Raw genomic sequence first — 16,675 nt, 5'->3', positions numbered from 1 at the left:
TCCACCCACTATTCTCATTCTTCACTAATTACCTTTAACTCTTTACTCTCACATAAAATATGTATAGCTTCATATATATTATCGCCGAATTTCCAAATATAATAATCATCCATAATGCCATATACTTTCCCTGTTTTAGACATAAACATAGTTGCATTCTCGTCATATGCCAATCCGATTACAACTAGCTCTTCTCCTATGATTGTTTCATACCTGCTATAGTGTTTCCTTTCGATGCCTTCCCTTAAAAATTCAGGACCTACCTGAAAGCCATCTGATTCGTCACTAGGCACTGAATACTCTAATCCACCGAATTGTTCAAATGCCTCCTTGGCAAGATCAAATACTTCAAACCCTTTTTCTGCTAAAAAGTTTATTGTTGGCCTAATCGCTACTTTCCTTTCAGGATACCAGCCAGCATCCTTTAAAATATCAATAGTTCTTTGTGAAAAAGTCATATGTTAACCTCACTCATTTTGTTGTTTAAGCAAAGTAAGCAATAAGTCTGCCTTCGTCTGGATAATCACCATCCCACCCGCATGGAAAACCACCAGCCTTATAGATTCTAAAAACTTGTTCATAAAAATTTTCAACCTCACCGTTTATTGCACGATTGATTGCACAGTTTCTCAAGTCCACTACAACAGTTTCAAAAAAATCGTGATAGGGGTGAGTTATTTGACTTCTAAGACCATCCGCTATTAATCCAGTTAATTCATCCAAACCCCTAGGTTTTTGGGTAGAATCTAATTTATATAACTTCCCCTTGACTTTTCCCATTTCAAGTTGTCTTATATCAGACCAAGTATACTCATCTTCACCAAAAACTTCAGTACCGGCTAGCCTTTTCGCCTCTTCATATTGATTAATTATAACGATATTTTGGGCTCTCGCTATTTTCGGGAAATCCATAATAGAATTAGAGAATTGAATAACTTCCTCAACTAAATTGCTGTATATTCCGTTCTTCATAACTTATCAAACCACCTTTGCCACAAGTCTATCTGTTCCCGGGTTATACCTCTTCTGGTTTTCTAAATAAACATAAAGTATCTAGGGCTTCGAAAATGTTATCTCCGAACTTGAATAAAGAATATCCATTTTTTCCGTATACCTTCCCGGATTTCGAAATAAACATTATTAAATTTCCGCGATATGCTTCTCCAACTACAACAAGCGGCTCTTTTACTCGCGCCTCGAATTCCTCAAAGTCTTCTTTTTCATAATAATCCCCAACAGCTTCTTCAGGACTAAATATAAAGGTTTCCAAACTTCCATCGGGATGCTTAAATTTATATTCGATTCCACCAAATACTCTTAGTGCAGCAATCACTGAATCGAATACTTGATACCCCATTGCTTCTAAAAACTTTACTGTCTCGCTTAAATCAACCTTATTATTTGGGTTCCAGCCTGCTTGTACCAGTATTTCTTTCACATCATATGATAAGTTATTCAAATCGCAACATCCTGATAGCCTACTACAGTTACTTTTTCATTCAATAAACGAATTCCCACTCCATTCTCTATATCCCATGTACAATCAAAAAGTATTCCGATATCTCGGCCTTCATAAATCCCTGCATATGAAACAACAATTCCAACCAAAGTAATCATCTCAAGAAGTTGGCCGGTTGTTGCAACTAAGGGATAATACTCATTAAATTCAATATCATAACCCAGTTCATATCGTTTTTGTTGGTAATAGTCTAAAATGGGTTGCAAGAAGCTTTGCTGTAATTGCTGCCAGTTTTGCATTAAAGATTGATACGCCGTATACTGATCTTCATCAAACTTGCCATCTTCTTCACCATCGATCATCAATGCAATCTCAGTTTCTTTTCCAAAAAAATGAATCGTAGTATCCTTAGCCCAAGTATAGTTATACTCAAGTTCACCAAAAATCGGATCGTTTATTTTCATTTTAAAATCTCCTCTTTTTATTTGCCGCCGATGATGATTCTGTAATCCTTACCTGTAATAATAAACTCGCTATTTAATTCAATGGATACGCCCTCATATTTTTCGTTAAGTATTTCTTTAAGTTTTAACTTATCTAACCCTTCCTGAACATATAAAAATAGGTCTTTAATATTTCGATTTATAGGGTCTAGGTACATCTCCACTCTTATAATATCATTTGAATTTCTTTCAATATTGCTTATTTTGTATACTACTTTCTCAACATCCCCCTCCACCTTTGTATCATTACCGAACATTTCACCTAGTGTTGAGTAGTTTGGTTGTCCACCTATAAATATTTCCACCAACCCTACAACTAACTCCTGAAAAGAACTTTCTGAAAATTTCACTTTTAACAATTCCCACGAGTTATCCACCATCCAGCTCATATCATTGAAATCATTATCACTATCGTCCAATACCCCAATAACTACAGGCTTTCTATAAAGAAACTTCGCATTAATGCTTTCGTCATTTTTTATAAACATTAAACTCCCTCCAATTTTCTGTGCTAGTTGAACTCGCTAAGACTTTTTATGATCCCATAAATTCCGATACATATAAAAAGGCTCACTCCTAACTCATGATTCAAGTTGGAATAAGCCATATCTTAATCGTCATCTGAATGAGGGGCAATCGGGTAGCCTGACGGATCAAACATATATTCAACACACGCTTTTTCATCAGAAAAAACCAGACTTACCATATCACCCCCGCCATAAGGTGAAGGGGGTACGTTCATATTAATAATCCATGAGTACCCTTCAACATGTTCAAATTTCTCATAAAAAAATATTGACTCACCGTGATTAGGATAGATTACTCCCTCTAAATCATACTCGTCATTATAGCTTTGAGCAATTTGGAGCAATTGGTCAGTGGTTAACTTAGTGTATATTTCAGGTATTTTATTTCTATCGATTCCTAATATCCAAAAAGAAATAACTTTTTGTTCATCAGAAACAACCAAAAGCTCTTCAAAATCCCTAAAGTCTAACTCAACAATCCAAGCGCCGCCCGTCAATGCAAAAAAATCTTCATAATACTGAACAGATTTATCTATGTCACTGTCAATGGTCGATGGAATGTAGTGTTTGTTAAACCCCATGATGTGCTTGTTACGTTCATTGATGTACTCTTGTGCAATTTTCAACGCTTGTGATGCAGAAAGTTTTGGTCTAGACATCTATATCCCCCCCTTTCAAAATTATCCTATAAATTAATGGATTACTTATTTTCACAAAATCACTCTTTAAGCATTAATTTATAATCTCTATCAATAATTACAAGCTCATTGCTAACATTAACAAGTAAATCGGAATAGTTCTCCTCGATCCTGCATTTAAGTTCATTCATATAAGGTAGTACTTGCATATGTAAATAAATCTCGGTAATTTTATGACTATCAGAATCAAGAAACATTGTCACATTAGTAATGTCGTTTTCCTTCCGATTCACCTGATTAACAGTGTAGATAATCTTTTTCATGTCATCTATCCTCTTTTTTTCAATGCCGAACAGGCTACCTAAATTGATGTAATTGGGATTCCCTTTTCTAAATATCGAGACTAAATCAACCAACAAGCCGTCAAGAGGCTTTTCAAAGAAATCCTTTTGTAATGCTTCCCATTCACGATCCGTAAAAGTGAACCAATTAGGGCTTACCGCTGAAGTATCAATCATCCCAGGTTTTGATCGTTCGTATAAATCTCTTTTTAAACCAACTTCGTCATTATTTGAATACACCATACTTTCCTCCAACTTTATTAGCTAAGGCATCATTAACGTATTATCTTTAGCAACCCTTACAAAAATCTTTTAATAAGTATTGGTTATTTCTTTATTCAAGATCTTTTCTTATTCTTTTTTTTGAAATATATACCTATCTTTAATATACCTGCGTTGCAAGAATTCTGTGAAAGTATCTGTAATCTTATAAAAGCCATCCTTCTTTTTACCTTCTGAGTAAAAGTAGACAGGTGGATTTTCACCTTCATCTAATTTAAAGAAGCAAAACATACAACCTTGACTCATCCAAAATACAAAATCGTTTGAAGTAAGCTTTAGTGGTACATTATTTTCTTCTAACAATTCTGCTCCCCCTTCATTTAACTCTAACAATTCATCCATAAAACATGATTCACCACGCAAAAAGGTATGATCAGTGCCGTTTCCCATTGTTTCAAGAAATTCAATATAAGCCATTGGTAATGTTTGATCGCTAATCATTTTTCTCACATTAATTAAATCTTCGTTTGTACAAGGACTCATAGGAATTTTATCAATTCTAAATTGTGAGACTAACTCATTTAAATATTTCAAAATGTTTCACCCTCATTAGAGTCATTTACTTTTTAGCTAAAATATTCTTTTACTACTGCAGTTAATCGGTCGTTTCCTAACTCAATGTTAGTCAAATAATAAAGGAAATAATCTTCCACTTCACTTTGATTGAATAAACTCAGATATTGAAATGCAAGTAGTGTAGTATTATCTATTCCATAATTTTTTACCACTTTTGTTTTTACATATTGAATCGCTTGATTAATGAATCTATTGTCTTTTGTCTTAAAGAGAACATTAAGAACGAATGTAATCTCATCCTCATTCTCTATTTCGAAAATCTCACGCACCTCAATCTCTTCTAATTCTTCTTGAAATAGCTGCTCCTTAACCAAGTTAAATATACTCAAAGCCTCTAATTCATCATTATAATAATCCTCCCAAAACCTTAGATAAGCAAATTGCTTCGGCAATAGAGCTGAGCTATTATTGGGCTTGTTCCACAATATCCAATCAGAGTTCACTTTAGCGGATACAACTTTAAATAAAGAGATTGAATAAGGCACAATTTGATTGACATCATTTTCTACTCTGAAAAATTCCTCACCATTTTTACTGGTTTCCACAGAAAAAACTATATATATTTTATTCATTGATAGATTCTCTTTTTTCGCTAAATCCTCTTTAAGGCATACTCTCATTTATCTTACTCCTATAATATTCAAATCGACATCCAATTCTATTATCCGGAATAGGTCGTTTTCATTTGCTCTGAGATTTAACTTTTAAAAAACTTGAGATATTTAATATTCTTTGGACTTCCAAAACATCTACCTTCTGATTTCCTATTGGCAATGCTGAAAAATTCCTTCGCTGTTTCTAAATCACCTAGTTCGAAAGCAACTTTTCCAGAAATAAATTCCTTATCACCCGAATCTATGCGATCAAATCCAGTTAAAAATATTTTATCTGCCCACAGTTTTGCTTTCTTAAGATCATTAATAATTAAACAAGTAGCAATAACATCCTTCACCAAATGATAGCTTTCTTCACAATATATCCCCTTTGGGTCGGGTATTAAATTCCAAGCCTCTTCTAACAAAGAAATAGAATCTTCATGATTTCCATTATTAAATTGTTCATTACTTTCACTCACAAGACTTTCAAACTTTTCATTGATTGGTGATTGCAAAGTAGCCATATTAACCTCCTCAAATCATATCTTTAATCAATTCAAAATACTTATCATCTTCACTAAAATAAATTTTGTATCCTTCTAACATGTAAGCTCTTAACAGATAGTCCTTAGCTTTAGCAAGCTCCCCACACTCGAACAAACTCTCTCCTAGTCTCAGTAAAATAAATGGATTTGAAATCCCATCTGGACAGTTTAAAGCATTATAAAAATTACTTTTGGCCATTTCGTAGCTATTGTTATGAAAATAAGCGTCGCCTAATGCTGTATAAATCCATGTACTTGTTTCCCAGTTGTTCTTCGGTAACGGAACCAGTTCCAGAGCGGCAGTATAACTCTCGATAGCTTTAATAATTTGTCCTTTTTCAGTTAAAGCATCTCCCTCTTTACACAATTGTAAAATTTGTTTATATACTTGATCATCTAGTTCCATTAGCAGTCCCTCCAATGATTATTTATCTGTAGCAAATAATTTCCGCTTGATCTAGAGGACACTGTTTTCCATGAATTGCTCGAATTCCTATGAAACAACAAAAAAACAGGTCAATCATGGTGGTATCTTACCATAATCGACCTGATCATCGTAACGCTATTGTTAAGTTATATGTGTTGTTAGTTGAATGATGAGTTCATTTGGAACTGGGCAGCCCTCATTTTATCACGGGTTATTTCACATCATGTTATCACAGAGGGTGTCTTATAACCGTACATTATACTTTAAGTCCGTAAAAATACTTATGTCCCTTCTCCCAGTTTTTCTTTGAAAGTCCTTCGACATAATTAATAAAACCTTTATAGTTGTCTGCATTTATTACTGTGTAGTAATCGCCTGGCACTTTCTCCCCAGACCAAATCGATAGTAAGGATGGAACTAACTCCATTTCAAGACGCTGTCCGGTATTAGCGGCAATCATAACTCTTTCAATTAATTTTTTTGTTAAATTACCAATAAATGCAATTTCTTGATTATAGTAATACTTTTCCGAGTTACACCTGTTAATGTACTCCAAATAATATTGACCAATCTCTTCCACGGTTGCACCATCACCTAAATGCTCTTCAAATTCAATAAAAGCATCTATCGAATCCCTTATAATGATCGACGTATCATTAATTTCATCCCAATCTTCAAGCAATGCTAATAGGTATGGAACAACTTCGAGAGAAAGCGTTGTAACTGCCGCTGACGCAAATGTATGAACCACATCTTCTGTAGCATTTTCTAAAAACAGAAGATTGTTCGAGTCTCTTAAATCTTCATGCGTACAAATTGAGCAAAAAATCCGAATGCAAAGATTTAATGCTGCTTCATCTTCAGAATGATTTAACAAGTGAATTAAGAGTGTTTTTTGCGTAAAATCTCCTAACTTGAAAAGCTCCACGAGTTGGAGTATAATACCTCGTTCCGTCTTTGAACGTAAAATGCTTTCTTTAATATCCGAAATATTGGAATTTGATATTTCACCGTACCAACTGCTATTCATAAGGTGCGTATAGTTTGCCATTTTCCACCACCCTTTTATTTTTTCCTTCATCCAGTATCCATCTGCCATTTTAACACTTTATTTTTTTTGAAAACAGCAACTTCAGTATATCTGAGAATTTACCAAAGTGTATGATTCCATTTTCATCCGAGTCAATACTTCGACATTTTTTTACCATCACCATTTTCATGGTGAAAAAACAATTAAAGCTAGGGCACTACATACTTCTCCCCTTTTTTTCAGCAGCATTTCCCCCCGATTATACTGCATAAGCCTACACTAACCTTCAGTCCGTCCAGAACGATGTAACCCTGCTACTCACGTACTCCCGGGCTTGCTGACAGTTATCATGAATTCCAACAATTAGCTCGTATAATGCGCGGGCCTGTGCTATAGACCGTACCTTCTTTTCTGCTTTCTGCACTGGTTGCTGTTTTTTCAATTCTGCTGTCACAACCTGTACACGTTTTGCCATTTGTTTCATCCTTCTTTGATTTTGGGTATGTAAAAAAGCTCATTCCTACTCATGGTTCAAGTGGGAAAGAGCTTTGGAGTGTTATTGCGGCTGTAAATAGGTCAATATAACATTCTTAGTAGCCCCTTTTCCAAGCAGTCAGGCTAACACCCGAAATGTCGTGGAAACAATCCTTTATATTTTAGGCAAAAATAAATTAGAACTTATAATACTCTACCAGATACTCACACGCTGCTCTGGCGCTACATACATCGTATCTTTTTCTGTAATTCCATAGGTATCATAAAATTCTTTAAAGCTGGCAACTGTGCGATTCACACGAATTTTGTTAGCGGAATGTGTGTCATTGCTAGAAAGATAGGCAACCACTTCCTTACTCATTGTTGTACGCCAAATCGTTGCATAGCCTTCAAAGTAAGCTTTGTAATCAGCATTTTTCGTTTGAGACAATACTTGCAAGGAGGCGGCCATACCACCAAGATCAGCAATATTTTCGCTCACAGTCAAGCTACCGTTATTATATACACCAGGAATGACTTCCAGTCCGTTATAATAAGCAATCACTTGCTCCGTTTTTTCTTGGAACTTCTTATAGTCCTCAGGTGTCCACCAGTTTACAGCATTTCCATTTTCATCATAGGAAGAGCCGAGATTATCAAATGCATGGCTGATTTCATGGGCAATCACCATACCAATTGCACCTAAATTTGTTTCATGCTTCGCATTAATATCATAAAATGGTGCTTGAAGAATACCTGCTGGGAATACAATTTCATTATTGAGTGCGTTGTAATAGGCGTTAACATTGTAAACACTCATTTGCCATTTACTTTTATCCACAGGTTGGCCCAATGTTGCTACTTCTGTTTTCCATGATGCTTTGCGAATAGCTACAAAGTTATCAAATAATGTTCCACCCTCTTTAATGGATACGATGGATACGTCTTTAAATCTGTCATCCCATTTATCAGGATAACCGATCTTGTAGGTCATTTTATCTAGCTTCAGCATAGCTTTAGCTTTAGTGGTTTCAGACATCCAATCGAGCGCCTTAATACGCTCCTTGTACACCGCAATAAATTCCTTCACCATTTTTTCCACGTCTTGCTTCGCTTCAGCTGTAAAATGGCGTTTTGCAAACATTTGACCTAAGTAATCACTCATTACACTTTGTGTTAATTGAATTGCAATTTCATCTTGTGTTTTTTGACCTTGAATACCAAATAGATTAGCTTGGAAATCCAACGATGCTTGTTGCAACTCTTCACTTAATACGCTACTGGTATTAATAAGCCAAATCGCTTGCATATAGTTTTTAAAATCTTGCACATGCTCATCAGTCATTAATTGTGAAAGCTTATTGGCTTGCCCCTTGTCCATTACAATTATTTTATCCACGGAACCAAGCTGTAGCTGCTTCAAATAATTAGCCATATCCAGTGAAGGGAACAACGCATCAAAGTCTTGGATCGTATATGGATTATAATATTTATTTACATCATTCTGGTCTTGAATGTCCATCGTTGCTGCTGCTATTTGCTTCTCAAACTCATACAATGAGTTTGCCTTTTTCTCGGCAACTTCCTTGCTGTCACCAACAAGTTGGTATAACTTGCTCAAATACGAGACATACACTTGTTTTGCTTGAGCATTGTTAGAAACATAACTCGTCTTGTCTAAAATCAAGCCTACACCTGCATAATATAATGCATTAATGTCACTTTTTTTAGCATCTGCCATGATACCAAATGATAAAATAGATCCAAAGCCGAGCTCTTTCTCCATCTTCAAGCCTACATTCATTACCTCCTGGATTGTAGAAGCTTGATTCAAGGATGCAATATAAGGTGCAATTGGCTTAATTCCCAAAGCATTACGATGCTTCAAATCTTGTGCATTCGTATAAAAGTCTGCAATTTTCTGTTCTACTGATCCTTTAGCATGTGTGTCCTTCACAACTTCTTGCAGCATATCTTTAATTCGTTCTTGATTTTGTTTATCCAATTCGTTAAATGCACCGTTGGTCATTTCTCCAGCATCAATGGTAGATGCATTCAGCCACTTTTTATTTACAAACTCATAATAATCATCACGAGGGTTTGTCCCCTTTAACGCTACCATTCTTTTAACTAGTGCAGTTAATTGTTCAAGTGTAACTTGATCCTTAGCTCCAAGTTTGCCATCCGTATAACCGTTAACGATACCTGTCGCAGCAATTTTAGTCATCTCAGCTTGTGCCCACACCGGGATGTCACTAAAGGAAGACGCTGTATTTAAGCTACGCAAATCGTTTCCTTGCGGCTTCGGTAGGTCTGAGAATGCTCTACTTAGCATAATTAATGCTTCGGTACGAGAGACATACTCACCGTCTTTGGTTTTGCCTTGAGCATCCCCCTTCAAAATGTCTTCTTTCTTCAAGCCAGGGTTGTAATCATCTGCAACATTTAATAAATAAGTAACAACCTCTTCTCGTGTCATTGCTGCTTTCTCATCCTTAGCCAGTGCATGTGGCGCTAGTGAAGTAAGTATCAAGGATGAAGACAACAAAAATGCTAATAATTTCTTCAAAGCTTCCCCTCCTCGGATAAAATAAAATCTAATTGGTATTATTTTCATATATCATTTTGTTATTACGTGGTGTTTGTTCTGAAGTTTCACTTTGCTATATGTCAGCATTTTGCATATATTGAGAACGCTCACAAGTACATTTACGCTTTGCCCTTAATTACGGTTCGGATTACGTATCGTTTGCACTGCATTCTTCTTCAAGGATGATATGTACATACAAAGAAAATCAAGGAATTATTGTAGAGGTATAACATGGGTTTAGTGTGTTTATGGTTGAACAAAGGATACATTCGTCACTGGGTAGCTGTAGTAACAGTTCACCTCTCCCAATATATCCCGATCTCCTCAAATGAAGTTATACTTTCACTCAATCCTTCAGTATTTTCTGCTCCAATTATTTTGATCTCATTTTTTGTCAAAGTGATGTTCTCCTGAGGATTATTTACTTTCCTTGCATATATGGACTTTAACAACTCTACTTGTTCAGAAGTCATCTCATAATAATCTCGCCAAGATTCAATTGCAGCGTCTTTCTCCATAAACTGCCTCTCTAATAAATATCCACCACATTGCACTATTCTTACGATATTATCAACTGAAGTAATGGTATCATTATCACCCCAAAATGCAGTAGTGATAGATGGTGAAGACGTACCATCTTCATCTTCTTCAAGAAGATATTCTAAAGTTTCATTCTTAGCCAACTCAAGGATATCCTTTGGTGCACCCATAAAAAAATCTAAAGCTGTAAGGATATCGGTTCGAGTATAGTTTTCATTTCGAAGTGCCCCAACAAAGTAATTAACTTTGAAAGTAATAGTTCCTCTTCCTCCCGAACCATCGACAACATTATAGTTATTATCATCCCATGAATGTTCGTATGATAATCCAGGATAGTGAGACCGATGCAAGTATACAACCGCTCCATAAATTATTTTTATTTAATTGACTATTCAATATCACAGGTTTCATTTTTTTCTCCTTCTCGGTTTAGTTGGTGGTGTTTTCTTGCTTGATTTATCAATGTCCGAAGGTAACTTATTTGATTTGTCTCGATTTTGGATCGGGTGTAACACACGGTATGGTGCGCATTGTTGTATTGTTGATTTTATCGTACAACTTGCTTTTGGGGCTGTTATTTGGTTTACACAAAATCATTATCGTTTTCTAATTGATGAAATAGTTAATAATTTATGATTATATTTTCAAATGATTTGATCGTTTTGTCGGATTTTTTGTTTTTTACATTAATTTCATAAATATGCGGTTTATAATACTTGTATTGCTTATTTTCTTTATCGTAAGGAACCTCTTTCTCAATGATTTCGACTTCTATTGCACCAATAAAGCACGAAACAACTTCAGCAAATAAAGATAATATCTCAACATGTGTGAAATTGCGTAAATTCCCCTCATATAATCTTGTTTCTCTCCATCAAAACATATAAATTGAATTGGTGTCCTTGAGGTTATTTCAACCTCTCTATCATCATCAGACAATATTTTAATAGTTACATCTGGATTTTTTTCAAATTTAGTTATAAGGTATTCCCAAAGTTCTTCATTAGAAAATTTCATGCACACTTCTGAACCATAATTCACTTTTCCTTCTTGCATTAATCAATCACCGTCTCTTTATAAATTGATTTACTGGAGGCTTTATAATGCTCCCATAGGTTTGATACAGGAACGTGATAAATAAGTTAAACATACCCTTTATGACGAATAAAGGGCTTTACATTGAACCAGTCCCGAAAGGACAGGACGAGTTGATTGAAGAAGTTCACTGTCACTCCATGATATTCAATAGCAACTTTGTCTATTGAAAGCTGAACGTTAGTCATGCGTTCCCCTACGGGAGAAACTTTTGACGGATTTGCTGCTTGTATCATAGAAATGAGGGAGTCGGTGGCTATTCTTACCACATGACCTACTTTTTAAGTAAACCGGTCATCACCATATAGGATTCTTTGTCGTAATAATTGCTATAATGTCCGTTCTGTTGCGGACTAAAATCCAAATTATTTGATTTAGCACCCCTACTAGTAATGGTCGTGGCCATCTTAGAAGATGCATTACCTTTTTATCCTCCCTATCGTGGCAGAGTGTTCTACAGTTGCGAAAGATTCTGAAAAAAACGCAAGAAAGCACAGATAACAAAAAACAGGTAAATCATGGTGGTATCTAACCATAATTGGCCTGATTATATATTGCTATTACATACATAGATTATAGATTAAAGCATTTGATGTGCGTACAACCGAAATAGTGAAATCTTTATACGGGTATTACATGAGTTATGTCTAATTGGAATCAGCCGCCGACTCATTCGCACTGAGAGCTATTTATCAAAACGGGCAATATGGGAGCGTGTAAACGAGTTCTACCCAATCCTATAGCATCACTTAATCTCGGTAAACCCATTCAACTTATGACTATTATTAAATTTAACCATCAGTCGTATAGAGATATAAAAAAATCTGAAAGAGTATCGCTGATTTTATTAAATTCATCTAACTCTAAACTTTCATCATAACAATATACTGCCGGATCGTCTTTATCATCTAAATTAAAAAACCAAAACATGTATCCTTGATGCATCATAAATACAAACTGAATATCAGTGAGCTTTTTTTTAAATTTATTTCCCTCTAAAAGTTCAATTGCCCCTTCTTTTAAATCAGAAATATACTTCATGGTAAAATCTGAACCAGCTATAAATTCAATACCATTTCCAGCTTTATTCATAAAATCCAAATAAGTTTGAGGCAGTGTCTTAGTTGGTGACAAATTTATTAATTTGGATAAATCCTCCTTAGTACAAGGTTTCATAGGATAAGAACCTTTCTCTAAGGACGTCAAGAATTTATTTATACGACTCTCTTTGAAATAAACCATATTAAATTCCTCCATTATATTTTATTCATCTAGTGTTTGCACTCGCGTAATTCTAATATTCGGAAAATCTTTTTGAAATTGATCAATAATATCATTACAACTTCGACAAATTGTTTTGTAAGAGATATTTTCAATATCACCTCTAACATTTGGAGTATCTTTATACTTTTCTCTTAGATGTTCAATACTTTTCTGCTCTGTATCATTTATCCTACCATTTTTATCAGAACCACTATATATATGTTTGTTTTGAATAATCCGCAAGAAAACGAAGATAACAAAAAAACAGGTTTATCATGGAGGTATCTGACCATAATCAACCTGTTCAATGTAGCGGAATAGCGTTATTTAGGTTATAAGATCAAGCGTTTATCTGCGTATAATCGAATTAGAGAGAGAAACCTTTATACGGTTATTACATGAATTATACGTGATATTGGTTTAATGATGGCTTTTATCTGCACTGGGTAGCCCCCATGATTATCCCTCAGAATCACTCAATGGAACAAAGGCAATAATTTTGCCATCGGGATACTTACCTTCCCACCCACATGGCCATCCACCTGATTGATATATGCGGAACATTTTTTCATAAAAATTATCGTTTTTTCCGTTTACAAGACGATTAATTGCGCACATATAGAGGTCGCCTTGTACCTCCTCGAAAATATCTAAATAACCACTAGGAAAGAAATTTTCAGAGTAGTTTTCACTTGAATCAAATAAACCCTTCAATTCACGGTCAAGTGGTCGCAAGTTTTTTTCATATACTTCACCTATAATTTCACTGTCCTCTGAGGATTTAACATACTCCCACAGTGTATCTACAATATCCAAGTCCTGGGTCCAAGCTGTTTCTTGTGCTTTTTCGAAGTCATCAATAATTGTAATATTACTATCGAATTCTTTACTTGTTTGGAATAATCGATGTGTTTGAATATAGTTAATAACTTCCTCAACTAATGATGAATACTCCCCATACTTCATCTATTTAACCACCTTTCCCATAGTTCTTCGGTTGCTCCGCCGCCTCTATTCCAAATTGGCAACCTTTTATTTTCACCAGATCTATAAAATTTGCTTAGCCCCATTGCCTTTACTTTAGATTTATAAAGCGGCAACCCTTTTTCTACAGCTTTCTTTAGTTTTTGCTGTAAATTAAATACTTGTTTCTCAAGAATCTCAACACTTTGATTTACGTCCATCTTATCTAGCTGATTTCTTACGACATCATTATATACCTTATGATAACCCTTATGTCTAGATAAGCCACTAATAAACTCACTTGGTTCTGGAAGGAATATTCCATTAGAAGCATGGTTCATATCCATTCCGACTTTCTTAATAACCGGATGGTTGTTTACTTGAGAAGGTATAATATGCTGTGCCTGATATCCAGACCACGAAGTTGAACGTGGTAAACCCATAGATTCCAACATGTTCTGGCCTAATTCGGTCGGGTCTCCTTTTGTAGTATACCCTGGCGTACCCGGTATTCTTCTACTATCACCCGTCCCCCCAGGCATTTTCTTCGCTAAATCATCTTTGCCTGCCTCCATCTCACTCCAGAACTTCTTCTGCTGGCTATTTTGTGGTAGAGGATTATCCGGTTTGCTGAATGAAACATTAGAGGGACCATCCAGTGCTTTTTGTGGACCGGACAGACGGTTTTTCAGCCGGGTCATCGTATCGGATACCTGATCCATTACTTGATCTGCGGTTTTCTTAACTTCATGTTTGACCTGCTGCTTCCATCCCGTCCACATTTCATCCAGCGCGGACACGTTCTTGTGCAACGCTTTTTTCAGCTTGGCCGAATTCGTCAGGATGGTATTCATGCCGCTCTTCAGCTTCCCGGCCAGATCGAACGTACTTACATTGCTTGCCAGCTTCTTCGCTTTAGTCAGCACTTTCCCTAGACCGGCATTCAGCGCCTCCCCCGCATTATCCGCTATTTTTCCGATCGCCCTTGCGACATCGGCTCCTTTGTCCGCCACTTTGTTTACGGCTTTGGTCGCCTTCCCCACCACGTTCGCAACCTTCATGAATTTCTCGCTCTTCATGAGTAGCTTCGCTCCGGTCGCTCCCCAGCCTGCAAAGGGAACTGAAGCACCTACCGAAAGGAGGGCACTCGTATAATCCCCGCGCAGCGCATAGATCCCCGCATTCGCCAAATCCGCGATTTCCCCAACACCCGGGATCAGGCCCGCCACATCCAGCACCGTCTGGCTTACATCCAGCACCTTACTCCAGAAGCCTTTTTTCTTCTTCTTCGGTTGCTCTTCAGGAGCGGGCTCTTCCGGCACTGCCACTTCGCTCACGAACGGGGCTTCGTATTGCGGCTCCAGGTCTTCGACCTGCACGGGCAGCTTTATGATGCCATTCATCGTCAGGCTGCTTCCCCGCAGGTCCGACATTCCGTCCAGCACCAGACTGCTGTCCCCGCTTTGCAGGAACAGAATTTCCTTCGCTTCGATCTCTATACTCTTCTCGCTGTCCAGTACCAAATCCTGCACAGTCTTTATCTGGATGCCGCTGTTACTCGTGATCGAGATGCCTCCGTCGTCCAGCGTGATGAACAGGCTACCTTCGGTCGCGATCAGCGACATCTCCGCATCAGTCATCCGCATCTCTTTCCCGAAGTTCGTTCCCCAGCTCTTGGTCGCCGGATCCGCGGTCTTCGGTGACGGACTGCTGCCCCGTCTCACCGATCCCATCGCGAACGCATCTTGTTCACGCCCGCTTCCGAAATACACCTGCACCGAATCTCCCGCTTGCGGCATGCAGTAGAACCCTCCACCGTCACTCGCGTAGACCGCTGAGTACGGCATCCAGCTCGCTTCGTGTTCCGCTTGGGTCGCATCCACGTCCAGATGCACTTTTACGGTATCCTTCGTGACCGCCAATATCTTGCCTTCCAGCGAGGCTCCTGCCAGTTCATCGTTGCGGATTTCATTCTCCCGGATCCCGCTGTGGGGACTGAGGGTATACGTATGTATGAGCATGCCCTGCATAAGCCTGCTCTCTGCCGCTGCTACCCGCAGCTCCTGTCCTTGAAATTGTACGGTATCTCCGAGTCCGAACCAGCGCCGCGTCTCTACCCGGTAAGAGGTAAAATCTGCTTCTCTTACGTCTGCGGCTCCCACCGACCAGGACATCTTCAGCGCGTGCAGATCTCTTGTTACTGTATAATTCTGATCCTTAAGCTCATGATATCCGCCATCCGGGACACCAAAATACAGCTTCGGCGCATCCGCCGTCACCTCCGGGATCACCACCGCTCCGAACCGGGAAGCGATTCGCCGCAGGAACTGCCAATCCGTCTCGCGGTATTGTACCGTCAGCCCTCCCAGCTTCGTGCCGCTGCTTACGTAGTCGATGAGGTCAGACTTTGGGTAGGCTGATAAGACCTGGCGGATCACGTCCTCACATTCCATCTCACTATGCTGAAACGAACGAATTCGCGGCTCGATGTCCAGCAGATACGAATAGGAAACGGCCTCCAGTTCCAGGATATATACCCCCTGAACATCCCGGACGCCAACCTCCTGGATGATCCCCTGAAACAGCTTACGTATTTCTTGGCCTCGTTCACCAGTCTCGATCAGGGAGATATTCTCTCCGTTTGCGGTCATATCGATTTCCCGGTCCTGTTGTTCTTCGGGAAGAACAGCGGTCAGGAACAAGCGTGCATGTCCGCCTGCCTTCCGCTCCATATGTATGTTCTGGATGCTGTGCACGGGATAGGGCGAATGGCACTTGAGGTTCCATGTGCCTGTTGCGGCTTCCACAATGCCCATTGTCTCACTC

At 37.9% G+C, this 16,675-nt stretch carries 19 protein-coding genes; all 19 read right to left on the bottom strand.

Annotation, left to right across the window (positions count from 1 at the left end):
* Positions 1–14 precede the first annotated feature (14 nt).
* The 19 genes from H70357_RS11205 to H70357_RS34285 all read right to left on the bottom strand — a co-directional run bounded on the left by H70357_RS11205 (position 15) and on the right by H70357_RS34285 (position 16,665).
* Entirely contained in the window at positions 15–458 is a 444-nt protein-coding gene (locus H70357_RS11205) for an SUKH-3 domain-containing protein (protein ID WP_038589116.1), read from the bottom strand.
* 25 nt (positions 459–483) lie between these two features.
* Positions 484–972, bottom strand: coding sequence for a hypothetical protein (locus tag H70357_RS11200; RefSeq protein WP_038589114.1), 489 nt, complete (start codon positions 970–972; stop codon positions 484–486).
* 43 nt (positions 973–1,015) lie between these two features.
* Complete coding sequence (locus tag H70357_RS11195; RefSeq protein ID WP_038589112.1) at positions 1,016–1,459, bottom strand: SUKH-3 domain-containing protein; 444 nt, start codon at positions 1,457–1,459, stop codon at positions 1,016–1,018.
* Positions 1,456–1,923 (bottom strand): DUF6985 domain-containing protein, encoded by a 468-nt coding sequence (locus tag H70357_RS11190; RefSeq protein ID WP_038589109.1) that lies wholly within the window; start codon positions 1,921–1,923, stop codon positions 1,456–1,458. The genes H70357_RS11195 and H70357_RS11190 overlap by 4 nt, the downstream gene beginning before the upstream one ends.
* 17 nt (positions 1,924–1,940) lie before the next feature.
* Positions 1,941–2,450, bottom strand: coding sequence for a hypothetical protein (locus tag H70357_RS11185; RefSeq protein ID WP_038589107.1), 510 nt, complete (start codon positions 2,448–2,450; stop codon positions 1,941–1,943).
* Between the two features lie 122 nt (positions 2,451–2,572).
* Complete coding sequence (locus H70357_RS35190; RefSeq protein WP_081965774.1) at positions 2,573–3,148, bottom strand: hypothetical protein; 576 nt, start codon at positions 3,146–3,148, stop codon at positions 2,573–2,575.
* Between the two features lie 59 nt (positions 3,149–3,207).
* The gene (locus tag H70357_RS11175) at positions 3,208–3,711 is read right to left on the bottom strand and encodes a hypothetical protein (RefSeq protein ID WP_038589104.1); all 504 of its coding nucleotides are present in this window, start codon (positions 3,709–3,711) and stop codon (positions 3,208–3,210) included.
* A gap of 108 nt (positions 3,712–3,819) precedes the next feature.
* The gene (locus tag H70357_RS11170; protein WP_038589102.1) at positions 3,820–4,284 is read right to left on the bottom strand and encodes an SMI1/KNR4 family protein; all 465 of its coding nucleotides are present in this window, start codon (positions 4,282–4,284) and stop codon (positions 3,820–3,822) included.
* A 32-nt stretch (positions 4,285–4,316) separates the two neighbouring features.
* The gene (locus H70357_RS11165; protein ID WP_038589100.1) at positions 4,317–4,946 is read right to left on the bottom strand and encodes a hypothetical protein; all 630 of its coding nucleotides are present in this window, start codon (positions 4,944–4,946) and stop codon (positions 4,317–4,319) included.
* 77 nt (positions 4,947–5,023) lie between these two features.
* A complete protein-coding gene (locus H70357_RS11160; protein ID WP_038589098.1) occupies positions 5,024–5,446 on the bottom strand; it encodes a hypothetical protein in 423 nt (140 codons plus the stop codon).
* A gap of 10 nt (positions 5,447–5,456) precedes the next feature.
* The gene (locus tag H70357_RS11155; protein ID WP_038589095.1) at positions 5,457–5,873 is read right to left on the bottom strand and encodes a hypothetical protein; all 417 of its coding nucleotides are present in this window, start codon (positions 5,871–5,873) and stop codon (positions 5,457–5,459) included.
* A gap of 277 nt (positions 5,874–6,150) precedes the next feature.
* The gene (gene imm47 / locus H70357_RS11150; RefSeq protein WP_038599259.1) at positions 6,151–6,945 is read right to left on the bottom strand and encodes an Imm47 family immunity protein; all 795 of its coding nucleotides are present in this window, start codon (positions 6,943–6,945) and stop codon (positions 6,151–6,153) included.
* Positions 6,946–7,612: 667 nt separating this feature from the next.
* On the bottom strand, positions 7,613–9,967 hold the full coding sequence (locus H70357_RS11140) for a M13-type metalloendopeptidase (RefSeq protein WP_038589091.1): 2,355 nt from the start codon (positions 9,965–9,967) through the stop codon (positions 7,613–7,615).
* Positions 9,968–10,284: 317 nt separating this feature from the next.
* Positions 10,285–10,878, bottom strand: a complete 594-nt coding sequence (locus H70357_RS11135) for a hypothetical protein (protein ID WP_197073682.1) — start codon at positions 10,876–10,878, stop codon at positions 10,285–10,287.
* 421 nt (positions 10,879–11,299) lie between these two features.
* Entirely contained in the window at positions 11,300–11,584 is a 285-nt protein-coding gene (locus H70357_RS11130) for a hypothetical protein (RefSeq protein WP_038589088.1), read from the bottom strand.
* Positions 11,585–12,421: 837 nt separating this feature from the next.
* On the bottom strand, positions 12,422–12,865 hold the full coding sequence (locus H70357_RS11125; protein WP_038589086.1) for an SMI1/KNR4 family protein: 444 nt from the start codon (positions 12,863–12,865) through the stop codon (positions 12,422–12,424).
* Between the two features lie 21 nt (positions 12,866–12,886).
* Positions 12,887–13,129: a deaminase domain-containing protein gene (locus tag H70357_RS35185; protein WP_231578409.1), complete on the bottom strand. Its 243-nt coding sequence runs from the start codon at positions 13,127–13,129 to the stop codon at positions 12,887–12,889.
* Positions 13,130–13,345: 216 nt separating this feature from the next.
* A complete protein-coding gene (locus H70357_RS11120; RefSeq protein WP_038589083.1) occupies positions 13,346–13,852 on the bottom strand; it encodes a hypothetical protein in 507 nt (168 codons plus the stop codon).
* On the bottom strand, positions 13,849–16,665 hold the full coding sequence (locus H70357_RS34285; protein ID WP_052091976.1) for an AHH domain-containing protein: 2,817 nt from the start codon (positions 16,663–16,665) through the stop codon (positions 13,849–13,851). The genes H70357_RS11120 and H70357_RS34285 overlap by 4 nt, the downstream gene beginning before the upstream one ends.
* Positions 16,666–16,675 lie beyond the last annotated feature (10 nt).

Origin of the sequence: Paenibacillus sp. FSL H7-0357 (genome assembly GCF_000758525.1) — a bacterium.
Classification (GTDB): Bacteria; Bacillota; Bacilli; order Paenibacillales; family Paenibacillaceae; genus Paenibacillus_AQ.
Note: the sequence above shows the minus strand (reverse complement) of the source record. Positions and strands in the feature narration are given on the sequence as shown.